This window comes from Campylobacter sp. BCW_6466 (assembly GCF_001762835.1).
Lineage (GTDB): Bacteria > Campylobacterota > Campylobacteria > Campylobacterales > Campylobacteraceae > Campylobacter_D > Campylobacter_D jejuni.
The window spans coordinates 93,257-109,282 of sequence record NZ_MJXO01000026.1 but is presented as its reverse complement, the minus strand read 5'-3'; the positions used below and the strand labels follow the sequence as shown (position 1 = coordinate 109,282).

The 16,026-nt window shown below is 30.4% G+C and carries 17 protein-coding genes, 1 tRNA gene and 1 pseudogene; 7 read left to right on the top strand and 12 right to left on the bottom strand.

From position 1 onward, the window contains the following. From AJ887_RS10605 to AJ887_RS02225, 6 genes and pseudogenes are all read right to left on the bottom strand, one after another. Nucleotides 1-334 (bottom strand): annotated as a pseudogene (locus tag AJ887_RS10605) (hypothetical protein); the annotation flags it as partial. Between the two features lie 11 nt (nucleotides 335-345). Beyond that, the gene (locus tag AJ887_RS10160) at nucleotides 346-645 is read right to left on the bottom strand and encodes a tyrosine-type recombinase/integrase (protein ID WP_002881695.1); all 300 of its coding nucleotides are present in this window, start codon (nucleotides 643-645) and stop codon (nucleotides 346-348) included. A gap of 8 nt (nucleotides 646-653) precedes the next feature. After that, on the bottom strand, nucleotides 654-950 hold the full coding sequence (locus AJ887_RS10155; RefSeq protein ID WP_261659484.1) for a tyrosine-type recombinase/integrase: 297 nt from the start codon (nucleotides 948-950) through the stop codon (nucleotides 654-656). 117 nt (nucleotides 951-1,067) lie between these two features. Further along, the gene (locus AJ887_RS10150; protein ID WP_172399487.1) at nucleotides 1,068-1,553 is read right to left on the bottom strand and encodes a tyrosine-type recombinase/integrase; all 486 of its coding nucleotides are present in this window, start codon (nucleotides 1,551-1,553) and stop codon (nucleotides 1,068-1,070) included. Nucleotides 1,554-1,747: 194 nt separating this feature from the next. After that, a tRNA-Leu gene (locus tag AJ887_RS02230) sits at nucleotides 1,748-1,833 on the bottom strand. A gap of 33 nt (nucleotides 1,834-1,866) precedes the next feature. Then, nucleotides 1,867-2,205 carry a F0F1 ATP synthase subunit C gene (locus tag AJ887_RS02225; protein ID WP_002861627.1) on the bottom strand — a complete coding sequence of 113 codons (339 nt, stop codon included), beginning with the start codon at nucleotides 2,203-2,205 and terminating at the stop codon, nucleotides 1,867-1,869. Nucleotides 2,206-2,436: 231 nt separating this feature from the next. On the opposite strand from AJ887_RS02225, the gene AJ887_RS02220 reads away from it, so the two are divergent. From AJ887_RS02220 to argH, 5 genes are read left to right on the top strand one after another with little or no spacing between them, the layout of a single operon-like run. Beyond that, nucleotides 2,437-3,771 (top strand): sodium-dependent transporter, encoded by a 1,335-nt coding sequence (locus tag AJ887_RS02220; RefSeq protein WP_044779223.1) that lies wholly within the window; start codon nucleotides 2,437-2,439, stop codon nucleotides 3,769-3,771. Nucleotides 3,772-3,783: 12 nt separating this feature from the next. Then, entirely contained in the window at nucleotides 3,784-5,124 is a 1,341-nt protein-coding gene (locus AJ887_RS02215) for a sodium-dependent transporter (RefSeq protein ID WP_044779224.1), read from the top strand. Between the two features lie 30 nt (nucleotides 5,125-5,154). Then, a complete protein-coding gene (locus tag AJ887_RS02210) occupies nucleotides 5,155-6,954 on the top strand; it encodes a biotin/lipoyl-containing protein (RefSeq protein ID WP_002861624.1) in 1,800 nt (599 codons plus the stop codon). Between the two features lie 12 nt (nucleotides 6,955-6,966). After that, nucleotides 6,967-8,541, top strand: coding sequence for a phosphoenolpyruvate carboxykinase (ATP) (gene pckA / locus AJ887_RS02205; RefSeq protein ID WP_004305981.1), 1,575 nt, complete (start codon nucleotides 6,967-6,969; stop codon nucleotides 8,539-8,541). 9 nt (nucleotides 8,542-8,550) lie between these two features. Further along, nucleotides 8,551-9,933 carry an argininosuccinate lyase gene (gene argH / locus AJ887_RS02200; protein WP_002861622.1) on the top strand — a complete coding sequence of 461 codons (1,383 nt, stop codon included), beginning with the start codon at nucleotides 8,551-8,553 and terminating at the stop codon, nucleotides 9,931-9,933. Nucleotides 9,934-9,954: 21 nt separating this feature from the next. Here the strand turns inward: argH and ychF are convergent, their stop codons facing one another. From ychF to rpiB, 6 genes are read right to left on the bottom strand one after another with little or no spacing between them, the layout of a single operon-like run. Then, entirely contained in the window at nucleotides 9,955-11,058 is a 1,104-nt protein-coding gene (gene ychF, locus AJ887_RS02195) for a redox-regulated ATPase YchF (protein ID WP_004305979.1), read from the bottom strand. Continuing rightward, nucleotides 11,055-12,506 (bottom strand): leucyl aminopeptidase, encoded by a 1,452-nt coding sequence (locus AJ887_RS02190; protein ID WP_070239683.1) that lies wholly within the window; start codon nucleotides 12,504-12,506, stop codon nucleotides 11,055-11,057. The genes ychF and AJ887_RS02190 overlap by 4 nt, the downstream gene beginning before the upstream one ends. Continuing rightward, nucleotides 12,503-13,099 carry a DedA family protein gene (locus tag AJ887_RS02185; RefSeq protein ID WP_070239681.1) on the bottom strand — a complete coding sequence of 199 codons (597 nt, stop codon included), beginning with the start codon at nucleotides 13,097-13,099 and terminating at the stop codon, nucleotides 12,503-12,505. Before AJ887_RS02185 ends, AJ887_RS02190 begins: the two co-directional genes overlap by 4 nt. 18 nt (nucleotides 13,100-13,117) lie before the next feature. Beyond that, the gene (gene apt / locus AJ887_RS02180; protein ID WP_002861618.1) at nucleotides 13,118-13,666 is read right to left on the bottom strand and encodes an adenine phosphoribosyltransferase; all 549 of its coding nucleotides are present in this window, start codon (nucleotides 13,664-13,666) and stop codon (nucleotides 13,118-13,120) included. Next, nucleotides 13,663-13,995 (bottom strand): membrane protein, encoded by a 333-nt coding sequence (locus tag AJ887_RS02175; protein WP_002853247.1) that lies wholly within the window; start codon nucleotides 13,993-13,995, stop codon nucleotides 13,663-13,665. The genes apt and AJ887_RS02175 overlap by 4 nt, the downstream gene beginning before the upstream one ends. Beyond that, a complete protein-coding gene (rpiB, locus tag AJ887_RS02170; protein WP_002861617.1) occupies nucleotides 13,995-14,432 on the bottom strand; it encodes a ribose 5-phosphate isomerase B in 438 nt (145 codons plus the stop codon). The genes AJ887_RS02175 and rpiB overlap by 1 nt, the downstream gene beginning before the upstream one ends. A 163-nt stretch (nucleotides 14,433-14,595) precedes the next feature. Here rpiB and AJ887_RS02165 point away from each other — a divergent pair, with 163 nt between their 5' ends. Both AJ887_RS02165 and AJ887_RS02160 read left to right on the top strand, forming a co-directional pair. Continuing rightward, the gene (locus AJ887_RS02165) at nucleotides 14,596-15,150 is read left to right on the top strand and encodes a CheB methylesterase domain-containing protein (RefSeq protein WP_002861616.1); all 555 of its coding nucleotides are present in this window, start codon (nucleotides 14,596-14,598) and stop codon (nucleotides 15,148-15,150) included. Nucleotides 15,151-15,165: 15 nt separating this feature from the next. Beyond that, a complete protein-coding gene (locus tag AJ887_RS02160) occupies nucleotides 15,166-15,954 on the top strand; it encodes a CheR family methyltransferase (RefSeq protein ID WP_070284755.1) in 789 nt (262 codons plus the stop codon). The last annotated feature ends 72 nt before the right edge of the window (nucleotides 15,955-16,026 follow it).

Sequence of the window (16,026 nt, the reverse complement as noted above, 5' to 3'; positions counted from 1 at the left end):
ATTTCTACGGAATACATACCTCCTAAACCGCCTAAAGCATAAAATAATTCTTCGAAAATGTCTTCTTTGTTAAATTCAAGTTCTTCTATGTCAATAAGATCAGGAGTTCGGCTACATTTTTGTAAATTTTGATATATTTTGACTAAAATCTTGATTTTTTGTAGATTACTTTCAGCCTCTAAATAAGAATTTAAGTGTATTATTAGGGTTTTTATGAGTTTTTCTCTATTTTCTCTATTTTCTTTATTTTCTCTATTTTCTTTATTTTCTTTATTTTCAAGAAATTCACCCCCCCCGCCCGAGTGAATGCTTCTTTTAAATATTTGTTTTTCATATTATTCCTTTTTATATAAAATCAAGTAAAATAAAATCTTTTAATTTTGGGCATATTTCGCACAAATAATCACTATACCATTGCATCAACTCCCTTCTCTCTTTTAAATTTTGTGCAAAATTATATGAAGCTTTAACCTTATTTTTTTCCGTATGTGCCAAACACATTTCTATAATATTGCTACTAAACTGATGTTTTTGAATATTTTCGTGAGCTAGAGTACTAAACATAGATCTAAAACCATGTGGAGTAAAATCTTCATTTGAATATCCCATTCTTCTAAATACCATTCTTACTGTATTATCACTCAAGATCTCATTTAGTCCATCGCCTTTCTTTTTTGTTTAATGGATTTAAATAAAAGATCATGATGACTTATTTGTTTGTATTCTTTTAATAATTGCACTGCAATATCACTTAGATGTATACAATGCGCTTTTTTCATTTTCATTTTTGAAGCAGGTATGTTCCACAAGCCATTTTCTAAATCAATATCTTCCCAAGCAGCATTTCTTATGCTAAAACTTCTTTGCGCAGTAAGAAGCGACAATAAGATTGCCATTTTTGTATTTGTATCACATTGTATATAAATAATATTTTCAATTAATTCTTTAATTTTTGAAACTTCCGTAATAGTCGCAAAATGTCTTGTTTTTTTTGTTATAGACCAAATCCTTTCTTTTTATACCAAGCATAATATTATTTTCAATCATCTCTTTGTTAACTGTATAAGTTAATGTTGTAAATATTTTTTTACCGACTTCGGATTTTTTTGTAGTTTTATTTTTTCAAGAACATTTAAAATGTCGCTTCTTTTAAGATTACTAATGGGAATATCTCCTATAATAGGATAGCAATGATTTTCCATTCGCTTAATAGACTCATTGAGAGTGCGTTTTGTTATGTCGTTTTTTTGAAGAAAATACTGTTCAGCAATTTTTCTAAAACTTGTATCACATCCTTCTTTTTTTCTTATACTTTCATTAGTTTTTAGTAAAGTTTTTATCTCATTTTTTTTATCTCGAGCTTCTTTAATTGATATTTGCGGAAATTGCCCCAAAGTTATTCTTTTTAATTTTCTTGTTTTTGGATCTTTACAATCAAATACAAAAGACTTTTTGCCGCTAGGATAAACTAATACAAATAAATTATCACTATCGCTAATTAAAAATTTTTTATCTTTTGGACTAATATTTACTATATCTTTCTGTGTAAGCATTTAAAAATAGACTCCTTGTGGTAATTTCTCCTAACTTTTTAGAATAAAAAATAAAAAGTTAGGAGAAAAGTTAGGAAAAAAGTTTCGAAATGAATTTTAACGGAAAAAACTTTAATTTAGGCTTTATATAGCTATAAATGCCTATTTTATCGATATTTTATAAGTATGATATTTATAGTAGTTTATAGTATCGATGGTGCGGTTAGCGAGATTTGAACTCGCACACGCAGAGCGTACCACCCCCTCAAGATGGCGTGTCTACCAATTCCACCATAACCGCATAAAAAAAGCCCAAAAAGGGCTTTGATAAGTTTTATTGTAAAACTATAAAAGGATTTGCATAAAGTGCTATTAGCGCGATAACAAGAGCATAGATAACTTGTGCTTCAATCATTGCTAAAGCGATAAACATAGTTGTCATTAATTTTGGCCCAAGGCCAGGGTTTCTAGCTGTTCCTGCAATTGTTGCCGCTGCAGTATTACCCATACCGATAGCACCACCAAGTGCTGCAACACCAAGACCTAAACCTGCTGCAAGAACTGAAAATGCTTTAATCCATACATTAATAGCTTCTTGCTCTACTGGAGCATTAGTTTCAGCTGCAAAAGCTACTGCTGAACATGCTAATAATAAAAAAAGAACTTTTTTCATTATCTTAACCTTTCTATAAAAAAATTTTTTCAATTTTTAAATCAGTTCGGCTTGCGTATCCCTACTTAAGACTTAAAAATAAAGCCGAATTATAACCAAAAGTATCTTTATTTTTATTGAAATTTACAAAAATTCACATTTTTGATTTAAATTTGATTGTTTTCAATAAAGCTTAAAAGTTTTTTTGCTTTAATAATATTTTAAAATAATTTTTAAGTTAAGGTTGTAACATTGAGTTCTAAATTTTCAAAAATAGGTTTCATTTTAGCGGTAGCAGGTTCAGCGGTGGGCTTGGGTAATGCTTGGAAATTTCCAACATTAGTAGGTCAAAGTGGTGGATCTGCTTTTATCTTGCTTTATATAATTCTTACTTTAGGTGTAGGTTTTGTGATATTTTTAGCTGAGCTTAGCATAGGAAAAATTAGTGAAAAAGATCCGGTTAATGCCTATGAAAAGTTAGCACCTTCAAATAAAAAAGCTTGGTCTTATGTTGGTTTTACTATGGTGGGGGCGATTTTAATAGTTTCTTTTTATACCTTGGTGATTGGCTGGATAGTTAAATATGTGTTTTTAAGTATCACTGGAAATTTGCCTATGGATCTAGAAGTAAGTAAAGCACAGTTTGGATTTTTTACAAGTGAGGATTTTTTAAGTCAGTTTATTTGTTTTACTTTGGTTTTTTTATGTGTTTTTTATATTGTTTCTAAAGGTGTTAAGAATGGGATTGAAAAGTTAAATGTTTGGATGATGCCTTCATTGTTTATTTTACTTATTTTGATGCTTGTTTATGCTATTAGTAAAGATGGTTTTATGATGGCGGTTAAATTTCTTTTTGTACCTGATTTTTCCAAAATCAACACTTCAAATGTTCTTGAAGCCTTAGGACTTGCTTTTTTTAGTCTTTCTTTGGGCGTTGGAACGATTATTACTTATTCTGCTAGTCTGCCTGATAAAACCAATTTTATTACCAGTACTTTAAATATTATTTTTATCAATCTTTTAGTTGGTTTATTAATGGGTTTGGTTGTTTTTACTTTTATCTTTGAATTTGGCTACAATCCTAATCAGCAAGGACCAGGACTTGTTTTTATTTCCTTAGCTACTTTATTTGAAAAAATTGGGGTGATTGGTTGTATTTTTGGAGCAGCATTTTTTATTTCTTTAATCTTTGCTGGTATTACTTCAGCTGTTTCAATGATAGAGCCTTTTGCTTTTTATCTTATTAATACTTTTGGCATGAGCCGTAAAAAAGCTTTGATTTTAATAGGAATTGTTGTTTATATTTTAGGAATGTTGTGTATTTTATCTTCTTTAAAAAGTACTCAGTTTGGATTTTTTGGAATGAGTTTTTTTGATTTGCTTGATAGTGTTTCAAGCAAGGTTATTATGCCTTTAGGTGGAATTTTGGCAGCTATTTTTGTGGGATTTGTGATGAAAAAAGATGCTTTAAAAATTTTATTTGAACCTTATATGAGCGGTATATTTTTTGAACTTTGGTATGTGTTTTTGAGATTTATTTCCCCTTTGGCTGTTGTTATAGTTATGATAGCCGCTTTTTTAAAGTGAGTTTGAAAAATAATGAGAACATATTTTTCAAAAATCGGTTTTGTATTGGCTGTTGCTGGTGGAGCCGTTGGTTTAGGTAATGCTTGGAAATTTCCAACTTTAAGTGCAGAAAATGGTGGTTTTGTTTTTGTGCTTTTATATTTGTTTTTTACTTTAACCATAGGATTTAGTATTTTTTTGGCTGAAGTGGCTATGGGACGTTTAAGTAAAAGTGATCTTGCAAATGCTTATTCAAATCTTGCTATAAAATATGGCAATAGATGGCGATATGGCGGCGTTTTTATGTTAGGTGGTATTTTTGTCCTCTCTTTTTATCTAGTTATCATGGGATGGGTTTTAAAATATACTGTAGTGAGTCTTTATTATCTTCCTAAAACTTTAGATGAAGCAGCAAGTAATTTTCAGAATTTAATCACTACAAATTTGACAAGTTCTGTTTTTTTCTTCACTTTATCTTTTTTTCTTACTTTATTGATAGTATCTAAAGGTTTAATCAAAGGGATTGAAAAATTAAACGTTGTTATAATGCCTAGCTTATTTTTAATGCTTGTTTTTATGTTGTTTTATTGCATGGGATTTAAGCAAGGTTTTGCAAATGCTTTTTCTTATTTATTTTATCCTGATTTTTCACACTTTAAATTTAGCTCTATTGCCGAAGCCTTAGGGCTTGCATTTTTTACCTTATGCTTGGGAATAGGTTGTATAGTTACATATTCATCAGCCTTGGATAAAAAAACAAATTTTATAAAAAGTTCAGTGTATATTGTTTTGATTAACTTATTGATTTCTTTTATTATGGGGCTTATTGTTTTTACTTTTATCTTTGAATTTGGAGCCGATCCACATACTCAAGGAGCGGGGATTGTTTTTGTATCCTTGATGAGTTTGTTTAATCAGCTTGGGATTTTAGGCTATATTTTTGCATTTTGTTTTTTCTTAGCACTTTTTTTTGCTGGTATTACTTCAGCTGTTTCAATGATAGAGCCTTTAACTTTTTATATGATTAATAACTATCAAATTTCTCGTGCTAAAGCTCTATTTTTAATAGGTTTATTTGTTTTTGTTTTTGGAATTTGTTGTATCTTGTCGTTAAATTTAAATTTTTTTTCTATGTTTAGTTTTTTTGGCAAAGATTTTTTTACTTTATTAGATAAATTAACTTCAAATTTTTTACTTCCACTTGGTGCTATAGCATGCTCTATATTTGTAGGTTTTTTTATGAATAAAAAGCAAATTTATAAAATTTTTTCTAAATTTATAAGTCGAAAAATTTTCTTAATTTGGTTGTTTTTTATTCGTTTTATATCGCCTATAGCAATAATTTTGGTAATGTGTTATCAAATTTTTGTATAATAATGAAAAAATATTTTTTAAGGAAAAATAATGGCTAAAAAATTCATCGATGTAATGGATACAAGCTTTAGGGATGGTTTTCAGTCTGTTTATGGAGCTAGGGTTTTAATGGATGATTTTTTTCCTGCAGTAGAAGCAGCAAAAGAAGCAGGCATTACACATTTTGAATTTGGCGGTGGTGCTAGATTTCAAAGCTTGTATTTTTATCTTAATGAAGATGCTTTTACCATGATGGATAAATTTAGGGCTATTGTAGGAAAAGATACCAATCTTCAAACTTTAGCAAGAGGGGTCAATACCGTTACTTTAGATACTGGAAGTAGTGAACTTATTGATTTGCATGCAAAACTTTTTGCAAAACACGGTACTACAACGATAAGAAATTTTGATGCCCTTAATGATGTAAATAATTTAAAATTTAGTGGTGAATGTATAGTAAAACATGGGTTAAAGCATGAAATTACTATCACTTTAATGGATTTACCGCCAAATTGTAAAGGTGCCCATGATGTGCCTTTTTATGAAAAAATTTTAAAAGAAATTTTAGCAGCAGAAATTCCTTTTCATAGTATTTGTTTCAAAGATGCAAGTGGGACTTCTAATCCAAATAAAATTTATGAAACCATTAAAATGGCTAGAAAAATTTTACCTCAAGATACACACATTAGACTTCATACGCATGAAACTGCAGGAGTGAGTATAGCCTGCTATCTTGCAGCACTTGAAGCAGGGGTTGATGGTATCGATTTGGCTGCGGCTCCAGTAAGTGGCGGAACCTCTCAGCCTGATATTTTAACCATGATGCATGCTTTAAAAGGCAAAGATTATGATTTAGGCGGACTTGAGGAAGAAAAAATTCTAAAATACGAAGAAGTTTTAAAAGATTGTTTAAAAGAATATTTTTTACCACCTGAAGCTACTATGGTAAATCCACTTATTCCTTTTTCTCCTATGCCAGGAGGAGCTTTAACAGCAAATACACAAATGATGAGAGATAATAATATCTTAGATAAATTTCCACAAGTCATTCATGCTATGAGAGAAGTTGTAGAAAAAGGTGGATTTGGTACTTCGGTTACTCCAGTTTCTCAATTTTATTTTCAACAAGCTTTTAATAATGTGATGTTTGGACCTTGGAAAAAAATAGCAGAAGGTTATGGAAAAATGGTGCTTGGTTATTTTGGAAAAACTCCTGTTACACCCGATGCAAATATTGTTGAACTTGCTTCAAAACAACTTAATTTAGAACCTACTACAGAGCTTGCTATTAATATAGCTGATAAAGATGAGAGTAAAAGTATAGTTTATACCAAAACCTTGCTTGAAAAAGAGAGTATAGAAACGAGTGAAGAAAATATATTTATTGCAGCAGCTTGTAAAGAAAAAGGTATAGCATTTTTAAAAGGAGAGGCAAAGGTAAATGTACGCAAATTAGCTAGTATGCCAAAGCCTATGAGTGTAGATGAAAACAAATTTACCGTAGCTGTAAATGGTAATAAATATCATGTAGAGGTAAGCTATGGTTTTGATAAAGATGTTAATGTTAAAAGTGTAAAAAAAGTAGAAGAAAATAAAAATATTGTTTCTTCAAATTCAACAAGTTCTGTAGATGCTGAAAATGAAGTTTTAGCAGGTATTTCAGGTAATGTCTTTAAAATTTATGTTAACGAAGGTGAAGAAGTAAAATCAGGTCAAGCCATCATGGTTTTAGAAGCAATGAAAATGGAGATTGAGGTTAATGCTCCAAAAGATGGAATTATTTCAGAGCTTTGTATTAAAATAGGCGATACTGTTAACGAAGGCGAAGTATTAGCTATCTATAAGAATTAAAGTGAGGGAAAGATGAAAAAATTTGATAATTTAGGTTTGGATAATATAAAAGAAATTTTTCATAATTTAAGTTATGATGAATTAAATGCTCATGAAAAAGCAAATAATGAAGGTTTAAGTACGGATAATGATACTTTTTGTGTAGATACAGGGATTTTTACAGGTAGAAGTCCTAAAGATAAATATTTTGTAAAACAAGATCCATCTAGTAAGTATATTGCTTGGGGAAAGGTAAATCAGCCCATTACAAAAGAATTATTTGATAAGCTTTTGACCAAAGCAAAACAAGAATTAAGTGGAAAGAAAATTTATGTTCAAGATGCTTTTTGTGGCGCTTCTTTGCAAAGTCGCAAAGCAGTAAGATTTGTTACTGAAATTGCATGGCAAGCGCATTTTGTTAAAAATATGTTTATTCGCCCAAGTCAAGAAGAACTTGAGAATTTTAAAGCAGATTTTATTGTTTATAATGCTTGCAAATGTATCAATGAAGATTACAAACAAGATGGTTTAAATTCAGAGGTTTTTGTAATCTTTAATGTTGAAGAAAATATAGCAGTTATTGGTGGAACTTGGTATGGCGGAGAAATGAAAAAAGGTATTTTTTCTATGATGAATTATTGGTTGCCACTAGAAAATAAACTTTCTATGCATTGTAGTGCAAATGTCGGAGAAAAAGGTGATGTAGCACTTTTCTTTGGACTTAGTGGCACTGGAAAAACTACACTCTCAACCGATCCAAAAAGAAAACTTATAGGTGATGACGAACATGGTTGGGATGATGAAGGTGTATTTAATTTTGAGGGTGGTTGTTACGCAAAAACAATCAATCTCGATCCTGAACATGAGCCTGAAATTTATGGTGCCATTAAAAGAAATGCACTTTTAGAAAATGTAGTTTTAAGAGCCGATAAGAGTGTTGATTATGCTGATGCTTCAAAAACAGAAAATACAAGAGTTTCTTATCCTATAGAGCATATTGAAAATCATGAGCCTAGTCTAAAAGCAGGGCATCCAAAAAATATTATATTTTTAAGTGCAGATGCTTTTGGAATTTTACCTCCAGTAAGTAAACTAAGCAAAGAGCAGGCTATGTATTATTTTTTAAGTGGTTATACAGCAAAAGTAGCTGGAACTGAGCGTGGTATTTTAGAACCTCAAGCAACTTTTTCAGCTTGTTTTGGAGAACCTTTTATGCCTTTGCATCCAACGGTTTATGCGAGATTACTTGGTGAAAAGATTGAAAAGCATGAAGCTAATGTTTATCTTGTTAATACAGGCTGGAGCGGTGGAAGCTACGGTGTGGGTAAAAGAATGAGTATTAAGGCTACTAGGGCTTGCATTAATGCTATTCTAGATGGAAGTATTGCAAAATGCGAATTTGAAAATTTTGAAGTGTTTGATTTAGCTATTCCAAAAGCTTTAGAAGGTGTAGAAAGCACGCTTTTAAATCCTATAAATACTTGGTCAGATAAAAATAATTATATTGCAACAAGAGATAAATTAGCACATATGTTTATACAAAATTTTAAACGTTACGAAGATGTCAAAGAAGGCATTGAATTTAGCAAATTTGGACCAAAAATTTAAGGCATTTAAATGAAAAATGAAATGTGGTCAGGACGCTTTAGTAGTGCAAGTGATGAGCTTTTAAAAGAATTTAATGCAAGTTTAAATGTAGATAAAACTTTGTTCAATGAAGATATACAAGGTTCTATAGCACACGCTACAATGCTTGAAAGTTGTGGTATTTTAAAAAAAGAAGAATTAGATGCTATTATAAAAGGTTTAGAGCAGGTTAGAAGTGAAATAGAGCAAGGCAAATTTATTTTTGATATTAAAGATGAAGATATTCATATGGCTATAGAAAAGCGTTTAAGCGAGCTTATAGGTAGTGAAATTGGTGGAAGACTTCATACTGCAAGAAGTAGAAATGATCAAGTGGCTACTGATTTTAAACTTTTTGTCAAAAAATCTCATATTGAACTTATAAAGCTTTTAAAAGAATTGATTCAAACCATGCTCGAACATGCCAAAGTGCATAAAAAAACTATTATGCCAAGTTTTACACATTTACAACACGCTCAGCCTGTGAGTTTTTCTTTTTATATTTTAGCTTATGCTTTTATGCTAATGCGAGATATTAAGCGTTTGCAAAATAGTCTAGAACTCGCTGATTTTTCGCCACTTGGGTCTTGTGCGTGTGCAGGAACAAGCTATGCCACCAATCGTGAGTTGAACGCTAAAATTTTAGGATTTAAAGATATTATGCCAAATGCTATGGATGGAGTGAGTGATAGAGATTTTGCTCTTGATTTACTTTATGATATAGCAGTTATTTTTACACACACTTCAAGACTTTGCGAGGAAATGATTTTATTTTCAAGTTCGGAATTTTCTTTTATATCCATAAGTGATAGTTTTTCAACAGGAAGTTCTATCATGCCTCAGAAAAAAAATCCCGATGTTTGTGAACTTATACGCGGAAAAACAGGGCGTGTCTATGGAAATCTGATTTCTCTTTTAACTATAATGAAAGCTCTACCTTTAGCTTACAATAAAGATATGCAAGAAGATAAAGAAGGGCTTTTTGATAGTGTAAAAACCGCTAAAGATAGTTTAATCATCTTAAATGCAATGTTAAAAGAAATACGAATTAATAAAGAAAATATGCTTAATGCTTGCAAAAAAGGTCATTTATTGGCTACTGATTTGGCGGATTATTTAGTGCGTGAAAAAAATATTCCTTTTAGAAAGGCACATTTTATAGTAGGAAATGTTGTTGCACAAGCTGAAATACAAGGCATTGATATAAGCGAAATTAAAGATCTTTCAAAAATAGATCCTATATTTGATGAAAAAGCTATAGAGCTTTTAAATTTTGAAATTTCTTTAAATTCTAAACAAAGTGAAGGCTCAAGTTCTACTACAAGCGTAGAAAAGCAAATTCAAATTTTACAAGAATTTATTAAAAAAATATAAATATTGTTTAGGCTATTTTGCCTAAACATTGAATCTAAAATGCATTACATCGCCATCTAAAACGATATAGTCTTTTCCTTCAAGGCGTAGCTTTCCTGCTTCTTTGGCGCCATTTTCGCCTTTGTATTGGATATAGTCTTCATAGGAAATAACTTCAGCTTTTATAAAGCCTTTTTCAAAGTCATTATGAATCACGCTCGCTGCTTTTGGTGCTTTCCAGCCTTTTTTGATTGTCCAAGAACGCACTTCAACTACACCAGCGGTAAAATAACTGATCAGTCCAAGCTTAGTAAAAGCAGTGCGTATGATTTGATCAAGACCGCTTTCGTTAACTCCTAGAGAACTTAAAAATTCACGACTTTCTTCATCACTTAATCCTACTAATTCTTCTTCGATTTTTGCACAAAGCTTGATAACTTCATGATCATTTTTTTTAGCATATTCTTTTAAAGCTTTTACATAATCATTATCTTCACTAATACCATTTTCATCAACATTTGCACCATAAATCACTTCTTTAGCAGAAAGCAGTCTTAATTCTTTGATTAAGGCTTGATAAATTTCGCTTTCTTTTTCAGGATAAGAACTTGCAGCTAAGCCTTTGTTTAAATGATCAAGTAAAGAATTTGCAAGTTCGAGGCTTTCTTTAGCACCCTTTTGGTTGGCTTTGGTTTCTTTGGTGAGTTTTTCTATTTTTTTACTAAGTTGTTCAATATCTGCTAAAATAAGTTCTGTATTGATAATTTCTACATCACGCAAAGGATTAACTCCACCTTCAACATGGGTGATATTTTCTTCATCAAAACAACGCACTATGTGTAAAATAACCTCAGTTTCGCGTATATTTGAAAGAAATTTATTTCCTAAGCCTTCACCCTTACTTGCACCTTTAACAAGTCCAGCGATATCTACAAATTCTATTAAAGAATGCATAATTCTTTCAGGTTTTACGATTTTAGCAAGTTCATTAAGTCTTAAGTCAGGAACTTCAACCATGGCTTTGTTAGGCTCTATAGTGCAAAAAGGATAGTTTGCACTTTGGGCATTTTGTGCTTTAGTTAAAGCATTAAAAGTCGTTGATTTGCCAACATTTGGAAGTCCTACTATACCTACGCTTAAACTCATTTCGATTTCCTTAAAATTTGAATTAGATAATTAACACACATTCTAACTCCAGCTCCACCTGCACCAAAACTAGAATATCCCCAAGATTTTTCCGTATAAGCAGGTCCTGCTATGTCAAGATGTAACCATTTGTCTTTATATTCTTTACGAATAAATTTATCTAAAAATAACCCCGCAGTAATTGCGCCTCCATAGCGACTAGAGGCAGTGTTGCTAATATCGGCAATATTTGATTTTATAAGTTCTCTTAAGTGGGGGTTAAAGTGTAAGATTGTAGTATATTCTCCACTTTTTTTAGAGCTTAGATAAAAATCATTTTGCAATTCTTCATTGTTTCCCATAATAGCACTTGTAAATTCTCCAAGTCCTACAACACAAGCTCCAGTAAGTGTTGCCATATCGATAAGTAAATCAGGTTTTAAATCTTGTGCAAAAGAAAGACAATCAGCTAAAACCAAGCGTCCTTCTGCATCTGTATTTCTTACTTCTATACTTACGCCTTCGCGACTGATTAACACATCATCAGGCTTATAAGCATTGCCGCCTATCATATTTTCAGTTGCACCTAAAATACAATGCACTTCTAAATCTAAAGCAAGCTCGGCTACGGCTTTTATGATCCCCATTGCTGCTGCTGCACCGCTTTTATCAGCTTTCATTGTAAGCATAAAATCAGCTGGTTTTAAGCTTAATCCACCGCTATCGTAAGTTAAGCCTTTTCCAACAAATACAACACGTTTTTTTGCATTTTTGGCTTTATAGCTTAGATGAATGAGGCGTGGTGGATGTACCGAGGCACGATTGACTGCCAAAAAAGCATTCATTTTTTCTTTGGCCAAAAATTTTTCATCATAAATTTTACAAATAATGTTTTTATTTTCTTTAGCTAAATTTTGCGCATCTTCTGCCATTTTTAAAGGGGTGTAAATTTCAGGAATTTCATTGACTATATTTTTAGTAAAATTTGTGGCATTAGCTAAAATTTCTCCACGCTCCAAGCCTATCTTAGCTTCATCTTTATTAAATTTCTTACCATTTAATTCTTCGCTTGAAATAATAAATTTTTCCAAAGTGCTTGTTTTTTTCTCGCTTTTATATTTATCAAATTTATAAGCTCCAAAAAGTACGCCTTCAACTAAAGATGTAAAACTTCTAACTACACAATCTCCTATTATGCTAGGAAGTTTTACGCTTTTTATATTAAGCTTTTCAAGAGTTTTATATGCTGTGCAAAGACTTAATCTTATATCCTCATAAGCAAGGCTTTTAAGCTCTAAATAAAGCTTTTTATTGTTTAAGTCTAGTAATACACCTTCGCCTTTGTAATTATTAAGTTTAAAAAAATCTTTTTCTTTGTTAAAATTTTTTAAATTTTTATCCTGTATAAAAATAAGTTCAAAGTCTGCTTTTATAGCATCTAGTTTTTTATCGTTTAATTCAAATTTCATGATTTTTTCCTTTTATCTTTAAGTATAGCTTTTTCCATTTGTTTAAAACCAAATAATAAAAGGGATAAAAAAGCTATAATAATAATGGCTGCATAATACCAATGTTCTTCAGCCCAAGTCACCATCTTCCAAATTTGTTCTCCAAAATACCAAGCTAAAAGTATAGTGATTGATGCCCAAACCCAAGCACTAAAAAGATTGATAATAGCAAATTTTTTTGCACTATAACGCGTGACTCCTATACTCATAGGTATAATGGTTCTAAAGCCATACATATAACGTTGTATAAAAATAATAGGCCAACCAAAACGTTGTAAAAGTAAGTGCGCTACTGCAAATTTACGCCTTTGGGTTTTTAATTTTTTTTGTATGTAGCGTTTATTATATCTTCCTATATAGAAATAAATTTGGTCGCCTACAAAACCACCAAGTCCTGCTATAAATATAATAAAGCCTAAATTTACATGTCCTTGATGGGCAAAAATACCTGCCAAAATTAAAGCCAACTCCCCTTCTAAAATACACCATAAAAAAATAATAATATATGCTAGATCTTTGTATTGGTAAAGTAAATTTTTTAAAAATTCTTCCATTTGTGCCTTTCTATAGTTTTAAATTTCTAAAACACTATAAACTGAAGTAAGCTTTTCAAGTTTATTTGCTCCATTTAAATCTTTAAGATTCATTAAAAAACAAGCTTCAACGCATTTTGCTCCAGCTTTTTGAATGAGTTCATACGAAGCTATAGCTGTTCCGCCAGTTGCTATTAAATCATCTACAAGTAAAACCTTTGCATTTTGAATATTTTTAAATGCATCTTTATGAAGTTCTACTTTATCGCTGCCATATTCAAGATCATATTCACAGCTAAAGGTTTCAAAAGGGAGTTTTCCAGGTTTTCTAATAGGCACAAAAGGAAGATTAAGTTTTGCACAAATCATAGATGCAAAGATAAATCCTCTGCTTTCTGTTCCTGCTATGAAATCTAGATTGTAATCTTTGTAGCGTTCTTTTAAATGTTTAAGTAGAAAATTTAGAGCCTCTTTGTTATTTAGTAGAGTGGTAATATCTCTAAAAATAATTCCTTTTTTTGGAAAATCAGGAATAATTCTAATGCTATCAAGCAGGTATTTTTGTTCTTCTTGTGTTAGTTTTATCATAATAATGCCTCGATTTTTGCTTCTAATTCTTTAATTCTTTGTCTTAGTTTGTCATTTTCTAAACGATATTGAGAATTTCTAGTTCTTAAAGATGTAAGGTCTGCTTTGATTTTATTAAGCTCTTCTGTGAGTATATCTATATTTCCAAGACTTCTTTGAAGTTGGATTTGTAGTTTTCTAATAACAATCTCAGTATCATCAAGATTGTTTTTGATAAAATCTTTTGATGTTTTTTCTTTATTAAGTAGAGTTTTATAGTAAAACAACATTACAATCAGATAGATAGTTGCACAAATCAATATAGTTAAAACAAGCCAGTTTGTAAACATTATATTTTTACCTCAATTTTTTGAATTCTTTGCATATGTCTCCCTTCTTCAAAAGGAGTTTGAATGAATTTTTCTATAATATCTGTAGCTAATTCAATCCCGATTAATCTTCCACCTAATGCCAAAACATTGGCATCATTATGTCTTCTTGCAAGTTCTGCACTTAAGCTTTCATGGCATAATGCGCAGCGAATGTTTTTATGACGATTTGCTGCAATAGAAATTCCAATTCCACTTCCACAAATAAGAATGCCAAAGCTTCGTTTGTCTATTTTTTCGGCAAGTAAATGTGCATAATCAGGATAATCACAGCTTGCGCAAGTGTTTGTTCCTAAATCGTTAAAAATTATATTTTTTTCTTTTAAAAATACGCAAATTTTTTCTTTTAATTCAAAACCAGCATGATCACTAGCAATATAAATTTTTTCCCTAAGCATTGGTTTCCTAATTACTATATAAAATAAGATAAAAATCTAATCTTATCATATTAAATCATAAAAACAGCTTTTCTTTTTTTAAAAATAAGCTTTATTTTTCTTTATATATGTTAGAATTTGCGACAAGAAAAATAAAATTTCAATAAATTAAGGGGAGAAGAAAATGAAGCTCATACTCATAGGATCTTCAACAGGTGGTCCTAATCAGCTTAAATTTCTTTTAAAGGATATTGATATAAAAAATACTTGCGTAGTTATAGCTCAACACATGAGTGTTAGTTTTATTCCATCTTTTGTGGGGCAATTTAATAAGGAGGCTTTTAGTGAAGTGTGCTTATTGAACGATAAAGAGATATTAAGCAATAAAATTTATATTTGCCCTAAAAATACTATTTTATCTGGAAATTTAAATATTGTAGCCTCTTGGCAAGATGTGGTATCAAGTTTTAAGCCAAGTGTAGATTTGCTTTTTCATTCCGCTGTTTCTTTGGCAAAAACAAATAAAATACTTGCTATTATTTTAACGGGTATGGGAGATGATGGCGCAAAAGGTTTATTTGAGCTTTATAAAACAGGGGTTAGATGTTTATGTGAGAATGAGGCAGATAGCGTCGTTTATGGTATGCCAAAAAGAGCAAAAGATATGAATCCACATTTAAAACCTATGAGCTTAAAAGAAATTAAAAAAGAAATTATAAATTTTATTGATCAGGATTAATAAAAGGAAAATTACATGGAAAAAAAAATAACTCCTAGCGAATTAGAACTTAATGAATTTATAAAAATTATCAACGAAATAAGCGGTATTGATTTAACCGATAAAAAAAATATATTAGCTTTAAAGTTGAATAAATTTCTTGAAGGAACTAATACTAAAAATTTTTCCGAATTTTTGGGAAAATTAAAAAGTAATAGACAACTTAAACAAGAAACTTTAGATTTTGTAACCATAGGTGAAACTTATTTTTTAAGAGAATTGGCTCAATTGAAAGAAATAATTTATTATGCCAAAAGCTTAGAAAAGAGAGTAAATATCCTAAGCGCCCCTTGTTCAAGTGGAGAAGAAGTATATTCTTTGGCATTATTGGCTACACAGAATTTTATTAAAGATATGTATATTTTAGGCATTGATATCAATTCAAGCGTGATCGAAAAAGCAAAACTTGGAAAATATCAAGGAAGAACTTTACAGCGATTGAGCGAGAGTGAAAAAAGAAGGTTTTTTTTAGAAAGCGAAGATAAATTTTATACTATTAATAAAAATGAGCTTTGTACTTGTAAATTTGAACTTTGCAATGTTTTTGAAGAAAAATTTTCAAGATTGGGAAAATTTGATATTATAGCTTCTAGAAATATGATTATTTATTTTGATCATGAATCAAAACTAAAACTTATGGAGAAATTTCATAGAATTTTAAATGATAAAGGAAGGCTTTATGTTGGCAATGCTGATTTAATTCCAGAGACTATTTATTTTAAAAAGATTTTCTCTCCAAGAGGTGTTTACTATGAAAAAGTATAAATTCTAAAAATTACTAAAAGTTACACTTTAGAAATTTATTAGTAAAAATAAGTTACATTTTGAAGTAGTTTT